The organism is Chryseobacterium gambrini (assembly GCF_900156825.1).
Taxonomy (GTDB): Bacteria; Bacteroidota; Bacteroidia; order Flavobacteriales; family Weeksellaceae; genus Chryseobacterium; species Chryseobacterium gambrini.
The window spans coordinates 442,670-465,961 of record NZ_FTOV01000001.1 but is presented as its reverse complement, the minus strand read 5'-3'; the positions used below and the strand labels follow the sequence as shown (position 1 = coordinate 465,961).

The following is a 23,292-nucleotide window of genomic DNA, read 5'->3' as shown; positions in this document are numbered from 1 at the left end:
AATGAAGAGTATTTTAAACATCATAAAAGGAATAACATTCTCAGTCGCCGTTCTTGCCGCCGTATCATCGTGTATGGCGAGGAAAGAATACCAGAGACCGGATAATGTGGTAGACGAAAAACTCTACCGTACAGATATGCTTCCTACAGACAGCACCAATATCGCGAATGTTTCCTGGAAAGAAATTTTCACAGATCCTGTTCTTCAGGGACATATTACAAAGGCTTTGGAAAATAATCTGGACATCAGAATTGCTTTACAGAGTATTTCTTCAGCAGAATCTTATTTAAAACAAAGCAAGGCAGCGTATGAGCCAACCTTATCAATAGGACCGAATTACACATTCCAGACACAGTCTATCAATACCCAGTTTGGGCAGATTATCGGAGAAAGACGATATGTAAATCAGTTCGATATTACAGCAAGTCTTGGTTGGGAAGCCGATATTTGGGGAAAACTCAGAGCACAGGAAAAAGCGCAGTTAGCAACATATTTAGGGACTGTGGAAGCTCACAAAGCTGTAAAAACAGACCTTATTGCTTCTGTGGCTTCATCATATTATCAGTTGCTTACTTACGATGCTCAGAAAAGAATCATCACAGAAACCATTAAAGTACGTGAGCAGAATTTAGAGACGACAAAAGCTTTAAAGACAGCAGGAACTTTAACGGAAGTTGCAGTGCAGCAGAGTGAAGCTTTGGTGTACAACGCAAAATCTTTGTTGATTGATATTGATACACAGATTCAGTTGCTGGAGAACACCATGAGTCTTCTGATGGGAGAGCCATCTCATACCATTGAACGTTCATCTTTGGAAAATCAGAATGTTCCGATTGATCTTAAATTAGGATATCCTGTACAATTGTTATCCAACAGACCGGATGTAAAAAGAGCAGAATATAATCTGATGAATGCTTTTGAACTGACAAATTCTGCAAAAGCACAGTTTTATCCGACTTTAAAGTTAACAGGAAGCGGAGGCGTTCAGTCGGTGGATATCGATCACCTTTTCAGCGTCAATTCTTTATTTGCGAACGTTGTTGCAGGTCTTGCGCAGCCGTTACTGAACAAAAGAGCCATCAGAACCAATTACGAAGTAAGTCTTGCCAATCAGGAAACCGCTTATCTGAATTTCCGAAAAGCCATTCTTACCGCAGGAAAAGAAGTTTCTGATGCCATAAGAGTGTATTCCGTTCAGGATCAGTACATCGATTTAAAACAGAAAGAACTGGTGAATTATAAAAATTCTGTAAACTATTCTCAGGAATTAGTAAACTACGGAATGGCAAATTATCTTGAGGTACTGAATGCCAGTGTTAATTCTTTAAATGCAGAATTGAATATTGCCAATGCACAGTACAGTAAAATGAAAGCCGGAATAGAGCTTTATCAGGCTCTCGGCGGCGGTTGGAAATAAATTCTGACAATAAAAGTAAAAAGAAAAGCGCATACGGATTTATTTCTGTATGCGTTTTTTATTTGGTCTTAAAAAAATCATTTCTGCTAAAATATTTACAGATATTTCCATCAGTTTTTAAAGAAAATGTAATAAAATGTTTGTATATGTGGTTTAAATACTTACTTTTGTACGGCTTCGGAATTTTGAAGAAAACGAGAGGGGGATTAGCTTATCTGGCTAGAGCGTTAGACTGGCAGTCTAAAGGTGGTGGGTTCGAGTCCCATATCCTCCACAAAAATTGTTTAACTACTTGTAAACTATGAAGAAAATATTTTTACTTTTATTAACAGCTTTCTTATTCGTTGGTTGTGGCAAAGATGAAGATACTATTTATGATTTCATCGGAACCTGGGCGGGAACGTACGAAGGAACCGAAAAAGGCGACTGGAATGTAGTGGTAGCTACCGACGGAAAAGTAACCGGAACATTACATTCTGATCAAACAACAGAAAACTATTATATTTCAGGACATCTTAGCGAATCCGGAGATCTTGTTGCAACGATCGGTTTTCCTGAAGATGGCGAATTCAGAGGAACTTTCACAAGAGAAGACAAAAAAGCTACAGGAACTTGGTCTAATGCCGTTCCTACGCCTACAAGAGCCGGAACATGGAAAGGTGCTAAAACTTCAAAATAAAAAGATTTTTATATAAAATATAAAGCTGTCCTTCTGGATGGCTTTTTTTATTAAGTTTTAAGCAGCGGTTATATGAAAAAGACTTTATTGTATTTATTTAAAGTATTTCAAAAGTCTGCAAAGAGAAAAAATCTTTGATTTTTTAAACTTACGTGCTCTTTTTTCTAATTAAGTATTAAACTTAAAAAACTAAAGTGTTTAAATATTTTGCATCTTTTGTGGTAAAAAGTTTAAACATCTAATGTCTTTGTTAGGCTAAAAAATCAACAGACAATTTTAAAAAGAAAACTTCGCGTTCTTTGAGTTAAAAATTAATATCATTCAAATCAACAGTCTTAAAATTTTGTGGTATTTCTTACTTCAGCTCTGCGAAAGCATAATTTTATTATATTTGTATAGATTGTAAAATTCAGGGAAATATGATGAATAGATTTTTAGGCAAAAAAAAGTTTGTTAAAAACATATTTATTGTATCGCTTTTTTCCGTATTTATCATTTCCTGCGGAAGTTCAAAAAACGTTGTAAAAAAAACTCCGGTTACCAAAACCGTTGCCAAATCTGAAAACCTCAGAAAACTTGATTCCAGATTTGACGGGAAAATTTCAAAATCCATCAACGAGCTCCTGAAAGACGCAGAAAAATATTTGGGTGCGCCTTATAAATTCGGCGGAAATACTTCTTCAGGTTTCGACTGTTCCGGATTTACCGTAAAAGTTTTTGAGGAAAATGACTTCAAACTTCCGAGAAGATCAGCAGATCAGGCAGAAGCAGGATCTCAGATTGACATCAAAGATGTAAAGCCGGGAGATCTTCTGTTTTTTGCGACAGCAGGAGGAAGCAGAGTTTCACACGTCGGAATTGTTCATGATATAGGAAGTGACGGCGAAGTAAAATTTATTCACGCTTCCACATCCAAAGGCGTTATTATTTCTTCCTTAAATGAAACCTACTGGAACAAAGCCTATCTTCACGCGCAGAGAGTTCTGTAGTTTAAATTGCTTAGCTGTTTTGTTAAACAAAGAATATTTAAATATCTTCTGATAATCAAAATATTACAACTGTTTTTTGTGTTGCCTTAATAAACAAAAAGGCATTGTATAACTTAAAAACATAAGATTTTTAAAGTAAAAGAGTTTTGCTCCTTTAGGAGCAGAATCTGTGTAGAAATAGTAATAAAAAAAACAACCATCAATCCGGAGGATTGATATCTGTAATGCGGCAATGTTCTAAAGATAAACGTTTCATATTATCTGATATATCAATAGAAATGGGCTTTAGCCCATTTTAAATAATTAAGAATACAATTGGCTTTAGCCAAAACATATCATAAATTTCCGCTTTAGTCGATTTTGATTTACTTAAATCGTATGTGGCTTATACAATTACATTAAAACATTGTTTAAAGCATCCGGAATATTAAAATCATGAAGTTGTTTAAACTAATTTTAAATTTAATCTTAAAGAATACAAAAGACTTTATTGTATTTATTTAAAATATTTCAAAAGTCTGCAAAGAGAAAAAATCTTTGATTTTTTTAAAACTTAGGTGCACTTTTTTTCTATTTAAATATTAAACTGAACTTAAGAAACTAAAGTGTTTAAATTTTTTGCTTCTTTTGCGGTAAAAAAGTTTAAACAAGTTTCGTTCTAAACAAAATACTTTCAAAAGATTTTGCTGATCTTTTTTGTATCTTTGGCAGCGTATAATTTTTCAATTTAAATTAAATAATAAACATGTCGTTACAACAAACTATTGAAAATATCTGGGAAAACAGAGAACTATTGCAGAATGAAGACAGCCAGAAGGCGATTAGAGAGGTGATTTCTTTGGTGGATAAAGGAGAGCTTCGTACCGCAGAACCTACAGAAAACGGATGGCAGGTAAACGAGTGGGTGAAGAAAGCAGTAGTAATGTACTTCCCGATTCAGAAAATGGAAACGATTGAAGTCGGTCCGTTCGAATTTCATGATAAAATGCCTTTGAAGAGAAACTACGCTGAAAAAGGAGTAAGAGTTGTTCCGCATGCAATCGCGAGAGAAGGAGCTTATATTGCGCCGGGAGTTATTATGATGCCGTCTTATGTAAATATCGGGGCTTACGTTGATTCCGGAACCATGGTGGATACATGGGCAACGGTTGGAAGCTGCGCGCAGATCGGTAAAAACGTTCACCTGAGTGGTGGTGTTGGTATCGGTGGCGTTTTAGAACCGCTTCAGGCTGCTCCGGTAATTATCGAGGACGATTGTTTCGTAGGATCAAGATGCATCGTTGTAGAAGGAGTTCATGTTGAAAAAGAAGCTGTTTTGGGAGCTAATGTGGTTTTAACGGCATCTACAAAAATTATTGATGTTACAGGTGAAACTCCGGTTGAGATCAAAGGAAGAGTTCCTGCGAGATCAGTAGTTATTCCGGGAAGTTATACTAAAACTTTTCCTGCAGGAGAATATCAGGTTCCATGTGCATTGATTATTGGAAAAAGAAAGGAATCTACAGACAAAAAAACGTCTTTAAATGATGCGTTGAGAGAGAATAATGTTGCTGTTTAAGATGAATATTTTAAACTAAAACCTCACATCTTGAAAGAAAAAATTCTTAAAATATTGCTAAACCCTAAATACATATTTGGGGTTTATCTTATTATAGCTGTTGCAACGGCGTTATCCAAATATTTCAGAGGACCACAGGCGATTAACAATTATCTGATCTTCAAAAATGTTTTTGTAAATACCATCGAGCAGAAAAATCTCTACTTGCAATATCCCGAAAGATACTTAGATGCCAATCATTATGGAATACTTTTCAGTATTCTGATTGCTCCTTTTGCTTTGATTCCCGATTGGCTTGGAATTTCATTATGGAACGTTGCCAACGCAGCCATTTTCCTGTTTGCCATTTACAAACTTCCGTTTTCAGACGCTAAAAAGGCACTTTTTGCACTGCTTTGTCTTCAGGAATATATTACAGCGGCGGTAAGTCTTCAGTTCAATATCGCTTTGGTGGGACTGCTTATGCTGTCTGCCATTTTTATTTATGAAAAAAAAGAAGTACAGTCTGCTACAGCCATTTTAGTGGGAGTATTTGTAAAGCTGTACGGAATTTTGGGACTTTCGCAGTTTTTCTTTATCAAAAACAAGCTCAAATTTATTCTGTCCGGAATTGCAATTGCGGCTTTATTTTTTGTATTACCGATGGCAATTTCAAGTCCGCAGTTCGTTGTACAGAGCTATACAGACTGGTTCCATTCTTTGGCTGAAAAAAACGGACTCAATCAAAGTCTGGATTCTTATCAGGACATTTCTTTAATAGGATTTGTAAGAAGAATTTTGCAGGATGCTTCAATTTCCAACCTTACTTTTATGGCTTTCGGAGCGCCCTTATTCTTTTTGCCGTATGTAAGAATTAAACAGTACAAACATTACGCATATCAACTGATGATTCTGGCTTCAACCTTACTTTTTTTAGTATTGTTCAGTTCAGGATCAGAATCTCCCACCTACATTATTGCAGTAGCGGGAGTAATGATCTGGTTTTTCCTTCAGAAAAAAAGAACACCGATTGTTTATGCCATGTTGATTTTCGTGATTATTCTCACCTGTTTTTCGCCATCAGACTTATTTCCAAAATTTATTAAACAGAATTATATCGTTAAATATTCCCTAAAAGCTTTACCTTGCATCGTTGTCTGGTTCAGGATCATTTATGAACTGGTAACAAAAGACTTCGAAAAAGATTACAGCCTGAACTGATTATGAAAAAAATTTCAATTGTAATTCCTGCGCATAACGAAGAAGGAAACGTGGCTTTGGTTCATCAGAAAATTAAAGAAGTTTTTGATGGACTGGACGATTACGGCTTTGAAATTATTTTCGTGAACGACGGAAGCCGCGACAAAACCCAGCAGAAGCTCGAAGAACTTTCCGCAAAATATGACGAAATAAAATTCATTGAATTTTCACGTAATTTCGGACATCAACCCGCCGTAAAAGCAGGAATGGATAATGCTTTCGGAAATGCAGTCATTTCCATGGACGGCGATCTGCAGCATCCTCCCGAAATGATTCCGGAAATGATTAAAAAGTGGGAAGAAGGCTACGATATTGTTTTCACGATTCGAACCTATCCGAAGCAGATTTCCTATTTCAAAAGAAAAACGTCTGACTTTTTTTATAAAATCCTGTCGAGTTTGTCCGATGTTAATTTAACAAAAGGAGGCGGATCAGATTTTAGACTGATGGATGCGAATGCAGTCGAAGTGATGAGAACTTTCAACGAGGATGATCTCTTTTTACGGGGGTTAACAAGCTGGATGGGCTTTAAACAGACCGGAATTGAATTTACAGCCAATGAAAGACTTTCAGGCGAAAGCAGCTATAACCTTAAGAAAATGATCACTTTTGCATTTACAGGAATTACGGCATTCAGTGTAAAACCATTGTATATTGCAGCCTATTTAGGATTTCTTTTTTCAGCATTTTCAATTGTCGGATATGGTTTGTACGTCATTTATTCCTTTGTGGCAGAAACAGAAATTTCAGGTTGGGCTTCATTAATTATGACCATCGTATTTTTTGGCGGTCTGCAACTTATTATTTTAGGAATTATGGGAATTTATTTAGGTAAAATTTTCAAACAGGTAAAAGAAAGACCCAATTATATCATCAAAAATAAAAATTTTTAAATGGTTTTATTAAGTTTTGACATCGAGGAATTTGATATGCCATTCGAATACAAAGGCGAAATTTCCTTTGAACAGCAAATCTCAATTTCACAGAAAGGCGTCGAAAGAATTTTAGATATTCTCAAAAAACATCATGCAAAAGCAACGTTCTTTTCAACCGTAGTTTTTGCGGAAAACAGCAAAGAACTCATCAGAAGACTGTTAAATGAAGGTCACGAATTGGCTTCTCACACATGGTTTCATTCAGATTTTGAAGAAAAACACCTTAAAGAATCCAAAGAAAGACTCGAAGAACTGTTTTCAACACAGGTTACAGGACTTAGAATGCCCAGAATGATGCCTGTAAGCAAAAATGCCGTGGAAAATGCAGGATATTCTTACAATTCCTCCATCAATCCGACCTATCTTCCTGGAAGATATAATAATTTAAAAGTATCAAGAACCTACTTTAATGAAGGAAATGTGGTACAGATTCCGGCTTCCGTTTCACCCAATTTCAGAATCCCGTTGTTTTGGCTGAGTTTTCACAATTTTCCATTGTTTTTCTACAAAAAGCTGGCTTCCGACGTTTTGAAAAAAGATAAATATCTCAACATCTACTTTCATCCGTGGGAATTTGCCGAGATAAAAGATGAAGCCTTTAAATTACCCGGTTTTACCGTGAAAAATTCAGGAATAGAGATGGTAAAAAGGTTCGATGAATTTCTTACATGGTTAAAAAGTAAAAATTATTCATTCGGAACATTTCAGGAATTTCAAAAACAAATACAGCCATGAAGATAGCATTTGATGCCAAAAGATTTTTTCATAATACCTCCGGTTTAGGAAATTATTCCCGTGATCTCGTTAGAATTTTAGCACAGTATTTCCCTGAAAACGAATACATTCTACTCAACAAAAACAAATCGGAAAGAGGTTCTGATATTTTAGAAAGTTCCAACGTTCATTTTGTGGAAACTTCCAAAGGAAAAATGTCCCGACAGTTTAAAATGGGGAAAGATGCCCAAAAACAGAACGCCGATATTTTCCATGGATTATCCGGCGAATTGCCTTTGAAATGGGATAAAAAACCAATCAAAAAAATTGTCACCATTCATGATCTTATTTTTGAGAGATATCCGCAATATTATTCCTTTTTCGACCGTAAAATTCACTTCTGGAAATTCAGGAAAGCCGCAAATTCTGCCGATAAAATCATTGCCATTTCAGAACAGACCAAGCGCGATATTATCCAGTTTTTAAAAGTTCCCGAATCAAAGATCGAAGTCATTTATCAGGGATGTCATAAAGCGTTTAAAGAACAGCAATCCGAAGAATTCATTCAGAAAACCAAAGAAAAATACAGTCTTCCGGAAAAATTCATTCTCAATGTCGGAACCATCGAAGAACGTAAAAATCTTCTCAATGTGGTAAAAGCGTTGAAAGACACGAATATTCCACTTGTGGTTGTCGGCAAAAAAACAAAATATTTCAGGAAAGTAGAACAGTTTGTTCAGCAGCATAAAATCAGCGTGCAGTTTCTCGAAGGAGTTTCCATGGATGAACTCGCTACAATCTACAAACTTGCCGATATCTTCGTTTATCCAAGCTTTTTCGAAGGTTTCGGAATTCCTGTTATCGAAGCATTATTTTCGAAAACAGTAGTTATTACAAGCAATACAAGCTGTCTTCCCGAAGCGGGCGGTCCCGATTCCGTCTATGTAGATCCGGAAAATCATCTCGATATTCAGTCTAAAATTAAATTTTTATGGGACAATGAATCGGAACGTAAACGCCGTGCTGATAAAGGTTTTCACTTTGTTCAGCAGTTCAACGACGAACCGATTGCCAATAACCTGATGAATCTTTACCGAAAAATTATTTCGTAATTTTTTTGGCAGTTTAAAAATAAGCCCTACATTTGTACCACAATTTTCAACAATGAAACCGAATTTTTTAACAGTACATCATTATCATTATCATCTCTGCTAAGACGGAATTGATTGATATGTACATATGTTAAAAATCAAAATAATTAAAACCGTCTGAGTAAACAGGCGGTTTTTTGTTTCTAAATTCATCCCGGGCAATTTATTTCCAAACCATCTTTTTACTCAGACACAACAAAAAAGTGAAATGAGTAAATTAAAAATAGCCATACAGAAAAGCGGTCGCCTTTACGAAGAATCTCTTCAGCTCTTAAAAGACTGCGGTATTTTCGTTAACAACGGAAAAGACCAGTTAAAAGTTTCCGTAGAAAATTTCCCGATGGAAATCATGTATCTAAGAAATTCGGATATTCCTCAGTATCTGGAAGATGGAGTGGTAGATATTGCCATTGTGGGAGAAAATCTTCTGGTGGAAAAACAGAAAAAAATTGAAATCGTTCAGCCTTTAGGATTTTCAAAATGCAGGGTTTCTCTGGCTGTTCCGAAAGAAATTGAAACCGATGAGATCACCTATTTTCAGGGAAAAAAAATAGCCACTTCTTATCCGAATACCCTGAAAAACTTTTTGGATAAAAACAATATTTCAGCAGACATTCACATTATTTCAGGCTCTGTAGAAATCGCTCCCAATATCGGTCTTGCCGATGGAATCTGCGATATTGTAAGCTCAGGAAGTACCCTCTTCAAAAACGGATTAAGAGAAACCGTTACTATCCTTACTTCTGAAGCCGTTCTGGCAAAAACATTTAGACTGGATGAAGAAAAAACCAAAATTCTTGAAAAATTTCTCTTCAGAATTAAAGCCGTTCTTAAAGCAAAAAATTCAAAATATATTCTCATGAACGTTCCGAACGACAAGATCGGAGAAGTTTCAAAAGCGCTTCCTGTGCTTAAAAGTCCTACGGTAATTCCGTTGGCGGAAGAAGGGTGGAGCAGCATCCATTCCGTGATAGACGAAGCGCGTTTCTGGGAAGTGATTGATGAACTGAAAGACAAAGGAGCGCAGGATATTTTGATAATTCCAATCGATAAAATGGTGATTTAATATGCAGGTAGAAAGATATCCTGAAAGGGAAAAATGGTCTGAATTAACAAAAAGACCGGTTATAAAAAGAGAAAGATTAACAGAAATCGTTGCCGGAATTTTCGATGAAGTGAAGAACAACGGAGATCAGGCGCTGATTGATTTTGCTAAAAAATTTGATTCCGCGGAAATTACCGATATTAAAATTTCTGAAGGAGAAGTTGAAACCGCTGAAAATCTGATCAGTGAAGAACTGAAAACAGCCATTCAGGAAGCAAAATCGAATATTACCAAGTTTCACGCTTCACAAATTCCTACAATCGAAAAAATAGAAACGACAAAAGGAGTGGTTTGCTGGAGAGAAAACCGAGCCATTGAAAAAGTAGGAATTTATATTCCGGGAGGAACAGCTCCGTTGTTTTCTACGGTTTTAATGCTTGCTATTCCGGCTCAGTTAGCGGGTTGTAAAGAAATTATTCTCTGTACACCACCCAATAAAAACGGCAATATAAATCCTGCCATTTTATACACGGCAAAGATTTGCGGAGTTACAAAAATATTCAAAACAGGAGGCGCTCAGGCGATTGCAGCAATGACTTTCGGAACGGAAAGTATTCCGAATGTCTACAAAATTTTCGGGCCGGGAAATCAGTATGTTGTAGCCGCTAAAGAATACGCACAAAACTACAATATTGCCATCGATATGCCTGCCGGACCGAGTGAAGTTCTTGTGATTGCCGACGAAAAAGCAGTTCCTGAATTCTGTGCTGCGGATTTGCTTTCTCAGGCAGAACACGGAAGCGACAGTCAGGTGATTTTCCTTTCCACAGATGAGAAAATTCTTAATGAAACCCTTCTGGAAACCCAAAAACAGCTTGAAGCACTTCCAAGAAATGAAATGGCAGCAGAATCTTTGAAAAACAGTCATTTTATTTTACTGAATTCAATAGATGAAGCTTTGGAATTCAGCAATTTGTACGCTCCGGAACACTTGATTTTAGCCGTTAATGATTTTGAAAATTATATTCCGAAAATTCAGAATGCCGGTTCTGTGTTCTTAGGAAATTATTCTTGCGAGAGTGCGGGAGATTACGCGAGCGGAACCAATCACACCCTTCCTACGAACGGTTTTGCGAAAAATTACAGCGGGGTTTCTCTTGACAGTTTTGTGAAGAAAATTACTTTCCAGAATCTGTCGGAACAGGGATTGAAAAATTTAGGAAAAACCATTGAAATAATGGCTGAAGCGGAAGGATTATTCGCTCACAAAAATGCAGTAAGTATCAGATTAAAAGAACAGAATGAAAGAATTTAATATCAAAGATTTAGTACGAAAAAATATTCTGGAATTGCAGCCTTATGTAAGTTTCAGGGACAACAATACATTTGAAAATCCTGTTTTTCTAGATGCGAATGAAAGCGCGTTCGGAGAACTGAACCGTTATCCGGACTCTACTCAAAAAGAATTGAAAGAAAAATTGGCTGCATTGAAAAATGTTTCAACAAAACAGATTGCAGTGGGAAACGGAAGCGATGAACTGATTGATGTTATCGTGAAAGTTTTTTGTGAACCGAAAAAAGATGCTATTTTGATGATGAATCCTTCTTTTGCGATGTACGGATTTTATGCTTCAGTCAATGAAAATAAAGTGGTCAAACTGAATCTGGATGAAAATTTTGGAATCGATAAAGAAGAGTTTTTAAAAATCTCAAAAGAGGAAAAACCAAAAGTTTTCTTTTTATGTTCGCCCAATAATCCTACCGGAAATTCTATCGAAGACATTGAATTTTACATTCAGAATTTTGAAGGAATTGTTGTGGTTGATGAAGCGTATATTGAATTTTCAGGAAAGAAATCGTGTATTGAACTGTTGGAAAAATTTCCCAATCTTATCGTTCTTCAGACGTTTTCCAAAGCTTGGGGAATGGCAGGAGCAAGAGTGGGAATTGCATATGGTTCAGAAGAAATTATTCAACTGATCAATACAGTGAAATCTCCGTACAATGTTAATTCTTTAAGTTTAAATAAAATATCAGAACTTATTATTAATAAAGAATTTATAAAATCCAATATAGAAAATACTTTAAAAGAAATTTCCTGGTTGGGAAATGAATTAGAGATGGTAAATTGTATAAAAAAAATATTTCCGACCGATGCTAATTTCTTCCTGATTCAGTTTGAAAACGTAGATAAGGTGTACCAGAAATTGCTGGAAAATGAAATTCTGACGAGCAAAAGAAGTCCGCAGATTCCAAATTGCATTAGAATTAATGTGGGTAATAGAGAAGAAAACAATAAGCTGATTAACGTCTTAAAAAGTATTTAATTAAATCTGAAACCTCACAGATTTTTTAAAACCTGTGAGGTGTAGAAAAAGTAAAAGAAAAGTAAAATGAAAAAAGTATTATTTATAGATCGTGACGGAACTTTAATCTTAGAACCGCCCATTGATTTTCAGGTTGATTCTCTTGAAAAGCTAGAATTTTATCCCGGAGTTTTCCAGAATCTTTCCCGAATTGCCAGAGAACTTGATTTTGAACTGATAATGGTAACCAATCAGGATGGTCTGGGAACCGAAAGTTTTCCTTATGAGGATTTCATCAAACCACAGGAAAAAATGTTAAAAGCTTTTGAAAATGAAGGAATTGTTTTCAGTGATATTCTGATTGACAGAAGTTTTGAAAGTGAAAACCTGCCGACAAGAAAACCGGGAACCGGAATGTTGGGAAAATATATTTACGGAGATTACGATCTTAAAAATTCATTTGTGATCGGAGACCGGCTTACAGATATTCAGTTGGCGAAAAACTTAGGCTCAAAATCCATATTGATCAGTAAAGTTCAGAATGATGAAGCTGACTTAACAACGGAAAGCTGGAGCGAAATCGCACAGTTTTTGACGAATATTCCGAGAAAAGCCAAAGTCTCAAGAAAAACCAATGAAACAGAAATTGAAATTGAAGTTAATCTTGATGGAAGCGGAGCCTCTGAAATTTCAACCGGATTACACTTTTTTGATCATATGCTCGAACAGATTTCCAAACACGGAAATTTAGATTTGAAAATTAATGTCAAAGGAGATTTGCAGGTCGATGAGCATCACACCATTGAAGACACGGGAATTGTTCTTGGGGAAGCTGTTTTAAAAGCTTTGGGAAAGAAAAAAGGAATTGAACGTTACGGATTTCTTCTTCCGATGGATGATTGCTTAGCACAGGTCGCCATTGATTTTGGAGGAAGACCTTGGCTAATGTGGGAAGCGGATTTTCAGCGTGAAAAAATTGGCGATGTTCCGACCGAAATGTTTTATCACTTCTTCAAATCGTTCACCGATTCTTCAAAGTGTAATCTCAACATTAAAGTGGAGGGTGACAACGAACACCACAAGATCGAATCTGTGTTTAAAGCATTTGCCAAAGCGGTAAAAATGGCAGTAAAACAGACCGATAAGAATTTTAATTTACCATCAACCAAAGGAAGTTTATAATGATTGCCATCATCAAATACAACGGCGGAAATGTCAGTTCCGTACAAAATTCATTGAACAGATTAAATGTAGAATCTGTGGTAACCGATGATTTTGATCTGATAAGAAAAGCCGACAAAGTGATTTTCCCGGGAGTGGGTGAAGCATCTTCTACCATGAAATTGTTAAAGGAAAAAGGTCTGAATCAGTTAATTCCTACTTTAAAACAGCCTGTTTTAGGCGTTTGTCTGGGAATGCAGCTCATGTGTAAAAATAATGAAGAAGGAAATACAGTCGGGATGGGAATTTTTGATATCGATGTTAAAAAGTTTCCTGCAAAGAATATTGTTCCGCACATGGGATGGAATACGATTTCAGATTTTAAATCCGGAATATTTTCAGGGATTGAAGAAAACAGCGATGTGTATTTCGTTCACAGTTTCTATTGCGAATTATCGGAAAATACAACGTCAGTTTGCGATTACATTCTGCCGTTCAGCGCTTCTCTGCAAAAAGATAATTTTTATGCGATGCAGTTTCACCCCGAAAAATCAGGAGATATAGGAAGCCGTTTACTGGAAAACTTTTTAAAACAATAAAACCTGAATATGAAAATTATTCCCGCTATAGACATCATCGACGGAAAATGCGTCCGTTTGTCGAAAGGAGATTATGATACTAAAAAAATCTACAATGAAAACCCTCTTGAAATTGCCAAAGAATTTGAAAGTTTTGGCATCCGATATCTTCATTTGGTGGATCTTGACGGTGCAAAATCAAAGCATATTGTTAACCAAAAAGTTTTGGAAACCATTGCAAAAGAGACTTCTCTGGAAATTGATTTTGGCGGCGGACTGAAAACTCTTGAAGACATTGAGATAGCTTTCAGTTCGGGAGCAAAGCAGATTACGATTGGAAGTATTGCCGTTCAGGATCCTGATTTCTGTTTTGATTTAATTGAAAAATATGGTTCCAATAAAATCATTCTCGGAGCCGATTGCGAAAACCGCAAGATAAAAACTTCGGGCTGGCTGGAAAAAAGCCAACTGGATGTGATTGATTTTATTCTCAAATATAAAAATAAAGGAATTAAAAACGTGATCTGTACGGATATTTCCAAAGACGGAATGCTTCAGGGTGCGTCGGATGAACTGTACAGAGAAATTGTAGAAAAAACAGCGGTTCAGTTAATTGCAAGCGGCGGAATTTCGTGTATTGAAGATGTTGAACAGATGAAAAAGATCGGCTGTTCCGGAACGATTATCGGAAAGGCAATTTATGAAGGCAGAATCAGTTTGCAGCAACTCCAAAATTTTATTGAAAATGCTTAAAAAAAGAATCATTCCGTGTCTGGATATCAAAGACGGAACTACGGTAAAAGGAATTAATTTTGAAGGATTAAGAAATGCGGGAGATCCTGTAGAACTTGCCAAAAGATATGAAAAAGAAGGCGCAGACGAATTGGTTTTTCTGGATATAACCGCAACGATAGAAGAGCGGAAAACTTTTGCAGGACTGGTACAGAAAATTGCAGCAGAACTGAGTATTCCATTTACAGTCGGCGGCGGAATTTCAACAGTGGAAGATGTAAGAAGACTCTTGGAAGCAGGAGCAGACAAGATCAGTATCAATTCTTCAGCAGTTAAAAATCCGGCTTTAATTTCGGAGTTGTCAAAAGAGTTTGGAAGTCAGTGTGTTGTGGTTGCAATTGATACAAGATTGGTAAACGGATCCGATTGGGTTCATGTGAAAGGAGGAAGGGAAATAACGGATCTGAAGACATTGGACTGGGCAAAGAAAGCGGAAGAACTGGGAGCGGGAGAAATTCTTCTTACTTCAATGGATGGCGATGGTACAAAAAACGGTTTTGATCTCAGAATAACACAGTTAATTTCCGAAAGTGTAAATATTCCCGTCATTGCTTCCGGAGGTGCTGGAAAAATGGAAGATTTTGAAGCCGTTTTTAATCAGACCAAAGCAACAGGAGCTTTGGCGGCAAGTATTTTCCATTTTGGAGAAGTGCAGATTCAGGATCTTAAAAATAATTTGAAATTTAAAAAAATTGCAGTACGATGAATATCGATTTTAATAAAAGTGATGGTTTGGTTCCGGTGATTATTCAGGATGACAGAACGTTACAGGTTTTAATGTTGGGCTATATGAACGAAGAAGCTTTTGAAAAAACCAAAAAAGAAGGAATTGTAACGTTTTTCAGCCGTTCCAAGAACCGTCTCTGGACAAAAGGAGAGGAGTCCGGAAATTTTTTAACCGTTAAAAATATTGCCGTAGACTGCGATCAGGATACGATTTTAATTAAGGCAATTCCTACGAATGTTGTTTGCCACACCGGAAGTTTCAGTTGTTTTGGCGATAAAGATTCTAAAGGTTTTCTGTATGAACTGGAAGAAAAAATAAGCCAAAGAATTGATGAAAAAACAGAAGGTTCCTATACGTATTCATTATTTCAGAGAGGCATCAACAAAATGGCTCAGAAAGTGGGAGAGGAAGCCGTAGAAGTGGTGATCGAAGCCAAAGACAATAATGATGATCTGTTTAAAAATGAAGCGGCAGATCTGCTGTATCACCTTTTGATTTTACTGAAAGCCAAGAATTTTACACTGAAAGATATTGAAGAAATTTTGCTTTCCAGAAACCGATAAAGTTGTATTTTTATCTCTAAACTCATTAAGAATCAACCGCAAAAGAGGCAAAAGACCATTATGTTGCAAGAATTAGAATATTCAAAGCTATCAGAAGAATAAAATCGAAGATTTTTTAAACTGTTTTAAATAAAATTTCAGCTTATTTTTGTCACTTATGTGTTTTAAATACAATTCATTAAAAAAATATCCCATGAAAGAAGACAACAAAGAAAATCAGCAACCCAAAACTGAACCGGAAAGTAAAGGAAAAATTAACTCTGAAAAGGGAAAAGTAAAAGAAGTAAAATTTCCCAATTCTGATACTGCAAAAGGCGGTACAAGAGCCGGATAAATTAGAAGCCAGCCGGATTTTTCGGCTGGCTTTTTTTATACTTTACTTTTAATTTTCTTGGTGCTTTCGCCCCAATCGTTCAGTTGTTGCAATATAGGCTGAAGCGATAATCCCAGTTCCGTTAATGCATATTCAACGCGTGGCGGCATTTCAGGATAGATGGTTCTGGTAATCAGTCCGTCTGTTTCCAGTTCTCTTAAATGTTGGGTGAGCATTTTTTCGCTGATTTGAGGAATCGCTCTCTTCATTTCTCCAAAACGGTAAATTCCTTCCGTCATTTTCCATAAAATAGCAGGTTTCCATCGTTTTCCCATTAAAGATAATGCAAATATGAAAGGACAATCTGTTTCTAAAGCCTGTTCATTTTCCAGATTTACGGAACTTTCTTTTCTCATCTTGTCATACTTACTTTTTGGTAACTACCATACAATTAGGTAACTACTTGCAAAAATAATGATACCGAACTAAGTTTGCAACGGAAATTTTAAATAATAATATCTCATGAATATAAGTTTTATCGGTGCAGGAAATGTAGCATCCAATCTCGGAAATCTATTTACAAATGCAGGTCATTCTGTGCAGTTTGGAACACATAATCCTAAAGATAACCAGCTTTCTGTAGCGGAAGTCATTTCTTTTGGTGAGGTGATCTGCTTTGCGATTCCTTTTTCTGCAATGGATGCAGTCTTAACGGAAAACAGAGAAAATCTTAAAGGTAAAATTGTGGTGGATATTACCAACGCCATTCATATTTCAGACTGGTCACCCGTATTTTTAGGAGAAGACAGCGGAGGAGAGCAGACTGCGCGATTGCTGCCCGAAAGTAAGGTTGTAAAAGCTTTCAATACTATTTTTGCAGATGCAATGAAAGCGGAGAAACAGTTCAACGGACAAAAATTAACCGCTTTTATAGCTTCGGACGATCAGGAAGCTGCACTTGTTGTGAAAAATTTGGCTGATGAAGCAGGTTTCAACGGATTTGTTGTAGGAGGAATTAAAAATGCAAGACATCTGGAAGCAATGGCTCATCTGAATATTGCAGTGGCTTTAAGCGGTGGAGGAACGGATGCCGGATTTATTTATGTTCAAAACAAAAATTAGAAAGATGGAAAGTCCTACCATGCAGATCTGGACAGAAAGGTGGAGAAAAGCAGATTCTGAAAATTTTAAAAATATCTACGCAAACAACGCCTTGATTTTTCCTCCCAACAAACCTATTGTTCAGGGAAATGCAAATATTCTTGATTTTATGAAAGGAGGTTTGGGAAAAGTAGCCGTCATTTTTGAACCTGAAAGTATAATCATTTCTGAAAACTTAGCTTTTGAATATGGAATTTTTAAGGATGCCGATTTATCTGAGGGAAAAGTTCTTGGGAAAGGTACATATTCCGTCACATGGATCTTAGAGGATTCTTTTTGGAAAATTCATTGTCATAGTTGGTCGATGCCTGTAAAAGAATAAAAGAAAGCCAATGTAATCTTGCATTGGCTTTTGTATATCATTCAAATAACATTGGTTATTTTTTCGATGCGACAGCGAAATGCTGCAATGCGCCGATTGCCGCTTTACCAATATTAAAAACATACTGAACATCAGTATTTGCAAAGGTATCATCCGCAGTATGAGGAAGATCGCTTCTGAGATATTCAAAAAATCCGGTGATTACTTCACCCTTTTTTTCAAAAGAGATGTAGTCGGTATCTTCTGCGGGATCGATTTTTGCCTGTAATGGAGAATAAAGTGTTGTGCAGATCATCAATTCTTTGGTAACCTGTTTAGAAGCTTCATTATTTTTGGAATTTCCTCCCTGATCTTCATCACAAAAAACAGTATCATTGAACATTCCTTTTTTACCACCGACCTGATCCAGATTGAAGACCATTTTTATATCAATCTTTCTGGTTTTGTTCTGATAAACAACTTCATTTACATAATGTCTGCTTCCGTACAATCCTTGTTCTTCACCCGAAAAATGAATGAATTTTATGGAATATTCAGTTGGGATATCTTTCAGGATTTTTGCGGCTTCCAGAATGATGGATGTTCCGCTTCCGTTATCGTTTACTCCGGGACCGTTAATGCTGTCGAAATGTCCGCAAATAATAATATATTTATCGGGATACACCGTTCCTTTTTTAGTGATGATCAGATTTTTAGAGTTTAATTTTCCTATGGAAAAAGGATCTTCTTCTATCTGGTTTTCGGAATATCCGTAAGACAAGTATTTGCTTTTGATCCAGTTCAGGGCGTTGTCATTTTCTACAGAACCTGTGGTTTTAACACCCAATTTCTCAAACTCCTTTAAATTGGATATGATGTCCTCTTTTTTTAATAGGTTAACTCTGTCCTGATAAGCCTGAATAAATGTTTGTGCCTGAAATCCAACGGCAGTTACCGAAAAAAGAAAAATGGCTGTTATTTTTTTGAATTTCATATTGGTAATTAGTTTACTATTTTACAAATATAGAAATAAAAAATCCCGAGAAAGAAACTCAGGATTTTGCTAGCTCATTATTTTCCAATAATTATTTTTCTTAGCGCTTTTTGGTCTTTTGTTTTAATTGTTGCGATATACGTTCCGTTTGGTAATTCTGAAACATTTACTTTCGTTTCATTTTCCTTATTTAAAAAAAGCCTGCCATTGATATCTGAAATTTCAAGACTGAAATCTTTAACATCTTCCGGAAGTTCGATATTTAAATAATCTTTCGCAGGATTGGGATAGATCTTTATAGATTCTAAAGAATTTCCGGAAAGTAACACTTCTTTTTTCAATAAAGAATTTGCTGCTACTGCAAAGTGCTGTAAAGCTCCCAAAGAAGCTTTTGCTACATTATAAATATAAACAGGATCTGTATTAGCAAATGTATCGTTTGAAGTATGAGGATAATTACTTCTGATTTTTTCAAAAAAGCCTGTAATAATTTCGCCTTTTCTTTCAAAAGGAATATAATCTGTAGCTTCAGCCGGATCTACCGCCGTTAGAAGAGGAGAATACAAAGCGGTACAGTTTCGCAATTGCTGTGTAACGTTTGCTGAAGCTGCATTATTGCTCGACAGACCTCCCTGATCTTCATCACAATAGATCGTATTGTTATTATTCCCCATTTTTCCGCCAACCTGATCCAGATTAAAGACTAATTTAATGTCTAATTTCTTAATATTATTTTGATAAACAACGTTATTTACGTAATGTGAACTTCCAATAAGCCCCTGTTCTTCACCTGAAAAATGGATGAATTTAATCGAATATTCTGTAGGAACGTCTTTTAAAATTCTTGCAGCTTCCAGAATGATGGATGTTCCGCTGCCGTTGTCGTTTACTCCGGGACCGTTTATACTGTCGAAATGTCCGCAAATGATAACGTATTTATTAGGATAAACGGTTCCAGTTTTAGTTATGATTAAATTTTTTGAACTTTTGCCGTTGTAAGTGAAGGCATCTTCCGAAATCTGGTTTGAAGAATATCCGAAAGCCAGATATTTATTTTTAAGCCAGTTGAAAGCATTATTATTTGCTGTGGAACCCGTGGTTTTAATCCCTAGATTGGCAAAATTCTGTAAGTTTGTTGTAATATTGGTCTGTGTCACCATATTAGCTCTGTCCTGATACGCCTGAATAAAAGATTGTGCATTGAAACTTAAAGCAGATAAAGAAAAAAGCAGAAATGTAGATGTCTTTTTCATTTTGTTATTAATTTTTGTAATTTGATTGGTATACAAATGTAATAATAAAAAAATCCTAAACAAAAGTTCAGGATTTTAATTTTATAGAGAATCAAAAATTATTTTCCGATCATTATTTTTCTTACCGCTTTTTGGTCTTTTGTTTTAATCGTTGCGATATACGTTCCGTTTGTTAGTCCTGAAACATTTACTTTCGTTTCATTTTCCTTGTTTAAAACAAGTCTTCCGTTCATATCCGAAATTTCAATCTTGAAATTTTTAACATCTTTTGGAAGTTCAATATTTAAAAAATCTTTTGCCGGATTAGGATAGATTTTTATTAATTCCAATGGATTGTTGGAAAGTAATTCTTCCGTTTTTAATAAAGAAGCTGATGCTACTGCAAAGTGCTGCAAAGCACCAACAGAAGCTTTTCCGACGTTGTAGATATAAACAGGATCTGTGTTGGCAAATGTATCGTTTGAAGTATGAGGATAATTACTTCTGATTCTTTCAAAAAAGCCTGTAATCACTTCACCTTTTCCCTCAAAAGGAATATAATCTGTATCTTCAGCCGGATCTACCGCTGTTAAAAGAGGAGAATAGAGAGCCGTACAGTTTCTTAATTGCTGGGTAACATCTGATGATGCCGCATTGTTACCGGATAATCCTCCCTGATCTTCATCACAATAGATCGTATTGTTGTTATTGCCCATTTTTCCGCCAACCTGATCCAGATTAAACACCAATTTGATATCTAATTGTTTGATATTATTCTGATAGACAACATTGTTTACATAATGCGAGCTTCCAATCAGTCCCTGTTCCTCGCCTGAAAAATGAATAAATTTAACCGAATATTCCGTAGGAACATTTTTAAGAATTCTTGCAGCTTCCAGAATAATGGATGTTCCACTTCCGTTGTCGTTTACTCCGGGACCGTTAATACTGTCGAAATGTCCGCAAATGATAACATATTTATTAGGATAAACCGTTCCTGTTTTTGTTATGATTAAATTTTTTGAACTGTTGCCGTTATAAGTGAAGGCATCTTCCGAAATCTGGGCTGCAGAATATCCGAAAGCCAGATATTTATTTTTAAGCCAGTTGAATGCATTGTTGTTGGCTGTAGAACCTGTTGTTTTGATCCCTAAATTGGCAAATTCCTGTAAATTTGTGGTAATATTGGTCTGGGTTACCATATTGGCTCTGTCCTGATACGCCTGAATAAAAGATTGCGCATTTAAACTGAAAGCAGATAAAGAAAAGAGCAGAAATGTAGGGATTTTTTTCACTTGATGATCAATTTTTATATTTTTAATAATAATGTGCAAATGTAACAATAAAAAAATCCTAAACAAAAGTTCAGGATTTTAATTGTTATGCAGACCAAAAGATTATTTTCCGATAATTACTTTTCTTACCGCTTTTTGGTCTTTTGTTTTAATCGTTGCGATATACGTTCCGTTTGTTAATCCAGAAACATTTACCTTAGTTTCGTTTTCCTTATTTAAAACAAGTCTTCCGTTCATATCCGAAATTTCTAGACTGAAGTTTTTAATATCTTTTGGAAGCTCAATATTTAAAAAGTCTTTTGTCGGGTTGGGATAGACTTTTACAGATTCTAAATGATTTACCGTTTTTTCGTCCGTAGCCAGTAAACTTGTAGAGGCTGTTGCAAAATGCTGTAAAGCTCCTACAGCCGCCTTTCCTACGTTGAAAACATACGTAGGATCTACATTGGCAAAAGTATCGTTTACGGTATGTTCATTATAACTTCTTACCGTTTCGTAAAAGCCTGTAATAATGTCTCCTTTCGCTTCAAAAGGCATATAATCGGAAGAGTAGGCGTTCGACATTACCGTCTGTAATGGTGAATAAAGCGTTGTACATGCTGCAAGCTGCTGTGTAACGGAAAGAGAAGCTGCATTGTTTCCTGTCTGTCCGCTTTGGTCACTTTCGCAGTTGATGGCAACATTAGAATTGCCTATTTTTCCACCTACCTGATCTAAATTAAAAACCAGTTTGATGTTTAACTGACGGACACTGTTCTGGAAAACCACACTGTTTACATAATGTGCACTTCCCTGTAATCCCTGTTCTTCGCCGGAAAAGTGGATGAATTTAATAGAATATTCTGTCGGAACGTCTTTTAAAATTCTTGCCGCTTCCAGAATAATAGAAGTTCCGCTTCCGTTATCGCTTACTCCGGGACCGGTAATCGTGTCGTAATGCCCGCAGATAATAACGTACGTATTCGGATAAAGGGTTCCTGTTTTGGTAATAATTAAATTTTTAGAACTTGTAGAACTTCCGAAAGTAAAAGGATCTTCTACGATCTGACTTGCTGTATAACCGTAAGACTGATATTTTGCTTTAAGCCAGTTCAGAGCATTGGTATTGGCTGTAGAACCCGTTGTTTTTACGCCAAGATTCCCAAATTCCTGAAGTAACGTTGTTATATTGGTCTGGGTAACCAAATTGGCTCTGTTCTGATAAGCCTGAATAAAACTTTGAGCCTGAAATGCATATGTTCCTAATGAAAACAGCAGAAGAGTAGTTATTTTTTTCACTTTAAAGGAAAATTTTATAAATTTAATAATATTACGCAAATGTAAATAATAAAAAAATCCCAAGCAAAAAACCTGGGACTTATATTGATAACAAAAATTTTACATTATTTTACTTGATCTACAACTGCTTTGAAAGCTTCAGGGTGATTCATTGCTAAATCTGCTAAAACTTTTCTGTTAAGCTCAATGTTGTTCTTTTTAAGAGCTCCCATAAACTGAGAGTAAGACATTCCGTGCTCTCTGGTTCCCGCGTTGATACGAGTGATCCAAAGTGCTCTGAAATTTCTTTTCTTCTCTTTTCTACCACGGTAAGCATATTGCATTGCTTTTTCTACCGCGTTTTTAGCTACCGTCCAAACGTTCTTTCTTCTTCCGAAATAACCTTTAGCGTGCTTAAAAATTTTCTTTCTTCTAGCTCTTGAAGCTACCGAATTTACTGATCTTGGCATAATTTAAATTGTTTTTTTGAAATGTGCGGTAATTATTTCATTACTCTTAGTGGCTCCATTTCAGGGTTAAAATGTTGAATTTGTTTGAATTCTTATAAACCGACTATAGATTTATAAAAACTACTTAATTGCTAATTGACGCAATACGCTTTTCTCGTCCACAGCAGCAACGTAAGAAGTCGTAGTAAGATTTCTCTTCTGCTTCGTTTCTTTCTTCGTTAAGATGTGGCTTTTGTAAGCGTTCTTTCTTTTGATCTTACCAGATCCGGTAAGAGCAAAACGTTTCTTAGCACCTGATTTCGTTTTTAATTTTGGCATTGTTTTGCTTTTTATTGTTTTGTTATCAATATCTGTTTTGGCTATTTCCGATTGCCCGGAATAATAGTCTGCAAAATTACAGAAAAATTTCGAGATT

Annotated in this window: 26 protein-coding genes and 1 tRNA gene; 20 read left to right on the top strand and 7 right to left on the bottom strand. The window is 35.9% G+C overall.

Features of this window, described 5'->3' with window-relative positions; genetic code table 11:
• The first annotated feature begins 1 nt into the window (after position 1).
• The 18 genes from BW951_RS02200 to BW951_RS22605 all read left to right on the top strand — a co-directional run bounded on the left by BW951_RS02200 (position 2) and on the right by BW951_RS22605 (position 16,188).
• Positions 2–1,417, top strand: coding sequence for a TolC family protein (locus BW951_RS02200; RefSeq protein WP_076390281.1), 1,416 nt, complete (start codon positions 2–4; stop codon positions 1,415–1,417).
• A 200-nt stretch (positions 1,418–1,617) separates the two neighbouring features.
• A tRNA-Ala gene (locus BW951_RS02195) sits at positions 1,618–1,691 on the top strand.
• 27 nt (positions 1,692–1,718) lie between these two features.
• A complete protein-coding gene (locus BW951_RS02190) occupies positions 1,719–2,096 on the top strand; it encodes a hypothetical protein (RefSeq protein WP_076390280.1) in 378 nt (125 codons plus the stop codon).
• Between the two features lie 422 nt (positions 2,097–2,518).
• Positions 2,519–3,085, top strand: a complete 567-nt coding sequence (locus tag BW951_RS02185) for a C40 family peptidase (protein ID WP_076390551.1) — start codon at positions 2,519–2,521, stop codon at positions 3,083–3,085.
• 745 nt (positions 3,086–3,830) lie between these two features.
• The gene (locus BW951_RS02180; protein ID WP_076390279.1) at positions 3,831–4,643 is read left to right on the top strand and encodes a 2,3,4,5-tetrahydropyridine-2,6-dicarboxylate N-succinyltransferase; all 813 of its coding nucleotides are present in this window, start codon (positions 3,831–3,833) and stop codon (positions 4,641–4,643) included.
• A 30-nt stretch (positions 4,644–4,673) separates the two neighbouring features.
• On the top strand, positions 4,674–5,843 hold the full coding sequence (locus BW951_RS02175; protein ID WP_076390278.1) for a glycosyltransferase family 87 protein: 1,170 nt from the start codon (positions 4,674–4,676) through the stop codon (positions 5,841–5,843).
• Between the two features lie 2 nt (positions 5,844–5,845).
• Positions 5,846–6,775 carry a glycosyltransferase family 2 protein gene (locus tag BW951_RS02170; RefSeq protein ID WP_076390277.1) on the top strand — a complete coding sequence of 310 codons (930 nt, stop codon included), beginning with the start codon at positions 5,846–5,848 and terminating at the stop codon, positions 6,773–6,775.
• Positions 6,776–7,552: a polysaccharide deacetylase family protein gene (locus BW951_RS02165; protein WP_076390276.1), complete on the top strand. Its 777-nt coding sequence runs from the start codon at positions 6,776–6,778 to the stop codon at positions 7,550–7,552.
• Positions 7,549–8,643: a glycosyltransferase family 4 protein gene (locus tag BW951_RS02160; RefSeq protein WP_076390275.1), complete on the top strand. Its 1,095-nt coding sequence runs from the start codon at positions 7,549–7,551 to the stop codon at positions 8,641–8,643. Before BW951_RS02165 ends, BW951_RS02160 begins: the two co-directional genes overlap by 4 nt.
• 247 nt (positions 8,644–8,890) lie before the next feature.
• Positions 8,891–9,748: an ATP phosphoribosyltransferase gene (gene hisG / locus BW951_RS02155; protein ID WP_076390274.1), complete on the top strand. Its 858-nt coding sequence runs from the start codon at positions 8,891–8,893 to the stop codon at positions 9,746–9,748.
• Position 9,749: 1 nt separating this feature from the next.
• A complete protein-coding gene (gene hisD / locus BW951_RS02150) occupies positions 9,750–11,042 on the top strand; it encodes a histidinol dehydrogenase (protein WP_076390273.1) in 1,293 nt (430 codons plus the stop codon).
• Positions 11,029–12,054: a histidinol-phosphate transaminase gene (gene hisC, locus BW951_RS02145; protein ID WP_076390272.1), complete on the top strand. Its 1,026-nt coding sequence runs from the start codon at positions 11,029–11,031 to the stop codon at positions 12,052–12,054. Before hisD ends, hisC begins: the two co-directional genes overlap by 14 nt.
• 66 nt (positions 12,055–12,120) lie before the next feature.
• On the top strand, positions 12,121–13,215 hold the full coding sequence (gene hisB / locus BW951_RS02140; protein WP_076390271.1) for a bifunctional histidinol-phosphatase/imidazoleglycerol-phosphate dehydratase HisB: 1,095 nt from the start codon (positions 12,121–12,123) through the stop codon (positions 13,213–13,215).
• Positions 13,215–13,793, top strand: coding sequence for an imidazole glycerol phosphate synthase subunit HisH (hisH, locus tag BW951_RS02135; protein WP_076390270.1), 579 nt, complete (start codon positions 13,215–13,217; stop codon positions 13,791–13,793). The genes hisB and hisH overlap by 1 nt, the downstream gene beginning before the upstream one ends.
• A gap of 9 nt (positions 13,794–13,802) precedes the next feature.
• Complete coding sequence (gene hisA / locus BW951_RS02130) at positions 13,803–14,525, top strand: 1-(5-phosphoribosyl)-5-[(5-phosphoribosylamino)methylideneamino]imidazole-4-carboxamide isomerase (RefSeq protein ID WP_076390269.1); 723 nt, start codon at positions 13,803–13,805, stop codon at positions 14,523–14,525.
• Positions 14,518–15,270, top strand: a complete 753-nt coding sequence (gene hisF, locus BW951_RS02125; protein WP_076390268.1) for an imidazole glycerol phosphate synthase subunit HisF — start codon at positions 14,518–14,520, stop codon at positions 15,268–15,270. Before hisA ends, hisF begins: the two co-directional genes overlap by 8 nt.
• Entirely contained in the window at positions 15,267–15,854 is a 588-nt protein-coding gene (gene hisIE, locus BW951_RS02120; protein ID WP_076390267.1) for a bifunctional phosphoribosyl-AMP cyclohydrolase/phosphoribosyl-ATP diphosphatase HisIE, read from the top strand. The genes hisF and hisIE overlap by 4 nt, the downstream gene beginning before the upstream one ends.
• A 193-nt stretch (positions 15,855–16,047) precedes the next feature.
• On the top strand, positions 16,048–16,188 hold the full coding sequence (locus tag BW951_RS22605; RefSeq protein WP_175608772.1) for a hypothetical protein: 141 nt from the start codon (positions 16,048–16,050) through the stop codon (positions 16,186–16,188).
• Positions 16,189–16,223: 35 nt separating this feature from the next.
• On the opposite strand, the gene BW951_RS02115 is transcribed toward BW951_RS22605, so the two are convergent.
• On the bottom strand, positions 16,224–16,583 hold the full coding sequence (locus BW951_RS02115) for a winged helix-turn-helix transcriptional regulator (protein ID WP_076390266.1): 360 nt from the start codon (positions 16,581–16,583) through the stop codon (positions 16,224–16,226).
• Positions 16,584–16,689: 106 nt separating this feature from the next.
• On the opposite strand from BW951_RS02115, the gene BW951_RS02110 reads away from it, so the two are divergent.
• Together BW951_RS02110 and BW951_RS02105 are read left to right on the top strand one after the other, a co-directional pair.
• The gene (locus BW951_RS02110; protein ID WP_076390265.1) at positions 16,690–17,289 is read left to right on the top strand and encodes an NADPH-dependent F420 reductase; all 600 of its coding nucleotides are present in this window, start codon (positions 16,690–16,692) and stop codon (positions 17,287–17,289) included.
• Positions 17,290–17,293: 4 nt separating this feature from the next.
• Entirely contained in the window at positions 17,294–17,650 is a 357-nt protein-coding gene (locus BW951_RS02105; RefSeq protein ID WP_175608771.1) for a nuclear transport factor 2 family protein, read from the top strand.
• 55 nt (positions 17,651–17,705) lie between these two features.
• Here the strand turns inward: BW951_RS02105 and BW951_RS02100 are convergent, their stop codons facing one another.
• The 6 genes from BW951_RS02100 to rpmI all read right to left on the bottom strand — a co-directional run bounded on the left by BW951_RS02100 (position 17,706) and on the right by rpmI (position 23,195).
• Positions 17,706–18,623, bottom strand: coding sequence for a M28 family metallopeptidase (locus tag BW951_RS02100; RefSeq protein WP_084196339.1), 918 nt, complete (start codon positions 18,621–18,623; stop codon positions 17,706–17,708).
• Between the two features lie 77 nt (positions 18,624–18,700).
• Complete coding sequence (locus BW951_RS02095; RefSeq protein WP_076390263.1) at positions 18,701–19,876, bottom strand: M28 family peptidase; 1,176 nt, start codon at positions 19,874–19,876, stop codon at positions 18,701–18,703.
• 98 nt (positions 19,877–19,974) lie between these two features.
• Complete coding sequence (locus tag BW951_RS02090) at positions 19,975–21,150, bottom strand: M28 family peptidase (protein ID WP_076390262.1); 1,176 nt, start codon at positions 21,148–21,150, stop codon at positions 19,975–19,977.
• Between the two features lie 102 nt (positions 21,151–21,252).
• The gene (locus tag BW951_RS02085; protein WP_076390261.1) at positions 21,253–22,428 is read right to left on the bottom strand and encodes a M28 family peptidase; all 1,176 of its coding nucleotides are present in this window, start codon (positions 22,426–22,428) and stop codon (positions 21,253–21,255) included.
• A gap of 104 nt (positions 22,429–22,532) precedes the next feature.
• The gene (gene rplT / locus BW951_RS02080) at positions 22,533–22,877 is read right to left on the bottom strand and encodes a 50S ribosomal protein L20 (RefSeq protein WP_029293267.1); all 345 of its coding nucleotides are present in this window, start codon (positions 22,875–22,877) and stop codon (positions 22,533–22,535) included.
• A 120-nt stretch (positions 22,878–22,997) separates the two neighbouring features.
• Entirely contained in the window at positions 22,998–23,195 is a 198-nt protein-coding gene (gene rpmI / locus BW951_RS02075) for a 50S ribosomal protein L35 (RefSeq protein WP_076390550.1), read from the bottom strand.
• Positions 23,196–23,292 lie beyond the last annotated feature (97 nt).

Excerpts from the sequence above, each read along its gene's own strand:
- BW951_RS02200 (WP_076390281.1), top strand. The coding sequence starts at position 2 with ATGAAGAGTATTTTAAACATCATAAAAGGAATAACATTCTCAGTCGCC.
- BW951_RS02190 (WP_076390280.1), top strand. The coding sequence starts at position 1,719 with ATGAAGAAAATATTTTTACTTTTATTAACAGCTTTCTTATTCGTTGGT.
- BW951_RS02185 (WP_076390551.1), top strand. The coding sequence starts at position 2,519 with ATGAATAGATTTTTAGGCAAAAAAAAGTTTGTTAAAAACATATTTATT.
- BW951_RS02180 (WP_076390279.1), top strand. The coding sequence starts at position 3,831 with ATGTCGTTACAACAAACTATTGAAAATATCTGGGAAAACAGAGAACTA.
- BW951_RS02170 (WP_076390277.1), top strand. The coding sequence starts at position 5,846 with ATGAAAAAAATTTCAATTGTAATTCCTGCGCATAACGAAGAAGGAAAC.
- BW951_RS02165 (WP_076390276.1), top strand. The coding sequence starts at position 6,776 with ATGGTTTTATTAAGTTTTGACATCGAGGAATTTGATATGCCATTCGAA.
- BW951_RS02160 (WP_076390275.1), top strand. The coding sequence starts at position 7,549 with ATGAAGATAGCATTTGATGCCAAAAGATTTTTTCATAATACCTCCGGT.
- hisG (WP_076390274.1), top strand. The coding sequence starts at position 8,891 with ATGAGTAAATTAAAAATAGCCATACAGAAAAGCGGTCGCCTTTACGAA.
- hisD (WP_076390273.1), top strand. The coding sequence starts at position 9,750 with ATGCAGGTAGAAAGATATCCTGAAAGGGAAAAATGGTCTGAATTAACA.
- hisC (WP_076390272.1), top strand. The coding sequence starts at position 11,029 with ATGAAAGAATTTAATATCAAAGATTTAGTACGAAAAAATATTCTGGAA.
- hisB (WP_076390271.1), top strand. The coding sequence starts at position 12,121 with ATGAAAAAAGTATTATTTATAGATCGTGACGGAACTTTAATCTTAGAA.
- hisH (WP_076390270.1), top strand. The coding sequence starts at position 13,215 with ATGATTGCCATCATCAAATACAACGGCGGAAATGTCAGTTCCGTACAA.
- hisA (WP_076390269.1), top strand. The coding sequence starts at position 13,803 with ATGAAAATTATTCCCGCTATAGACATCATCGACGGAAAATGCGTCCGT.
- hisF (WP_076390268.1), top strand. The coding sequence starts at position 14,518 with ATGCTTAAAAAAAGAATCATTCCGTGTCTGGATATCAAAGACGGAACT.
- hisIE (WP_076390267.1), top strand. The coding sequence starts at position 15,267 with ATGAATATCGATTTTAATAAAAGTGATGGTTTGGTTCCGGTGATTATT.
- BW951_RS22605 (WP_175608772.1), top strand. The coding sequence starts at position 16,048 with ATGAAAGAAGACAACAAAGAAAATCAGCAACCCAAAACTGAACCGGAA.
- BW951_RS02115 (WP_076390266.1), bottom strand. The coding sequence starts at position 16,583 with ATGAGAAAAGAAAGTTCCGTAAATCTGGAAAATGAACAGGCTTTAGAA.
- BW951_RS02110 (WP_076390265.1), top strand. The coding sequence starts at position 16,690 with ATGAATATAAGTTTTATCGGTGCAGGAAATGTAGCATCCAATCTCGGA.
- BW951_RS02105 (WP_175608771.1), top strand. The coding sequence starts at position 17,294 with ATGGAAAGTCCTACCATGCAGATCTGGACAGAAAGGTGGAGAAAAGCA.
- BW951_RS02100 (WP_084196339.1), bottom strand. The coding sequence starts at position 18,623 with ATGAAATTCAAAAAAATAACAGCCATTTTTCTTTTTTCGGTAACTGCC.
- BW951_RS02095 (WP_076390263.1), bottom strand. The coding sequence starts at position 19,876 with ATGAAAAAGACATCTACATTTCTGCTTTTTTCTTTATCTGCTTTAAGT.
- rplT (WP_029293267.1), bottom strand. The coding sequence starts at position 22,877 with ATGCCAAGATCAGTAAATTCGGTAGCTTCAAGAGCTAGAAGAAAGAAA.
- rpmI (WP_076390550.1), bottom strand. The coding sequence starts at position 23,195 with ATGCCAAAATTAAAAACGAAATCAGGTGCTAAGAAACGTTTTGCTCTT.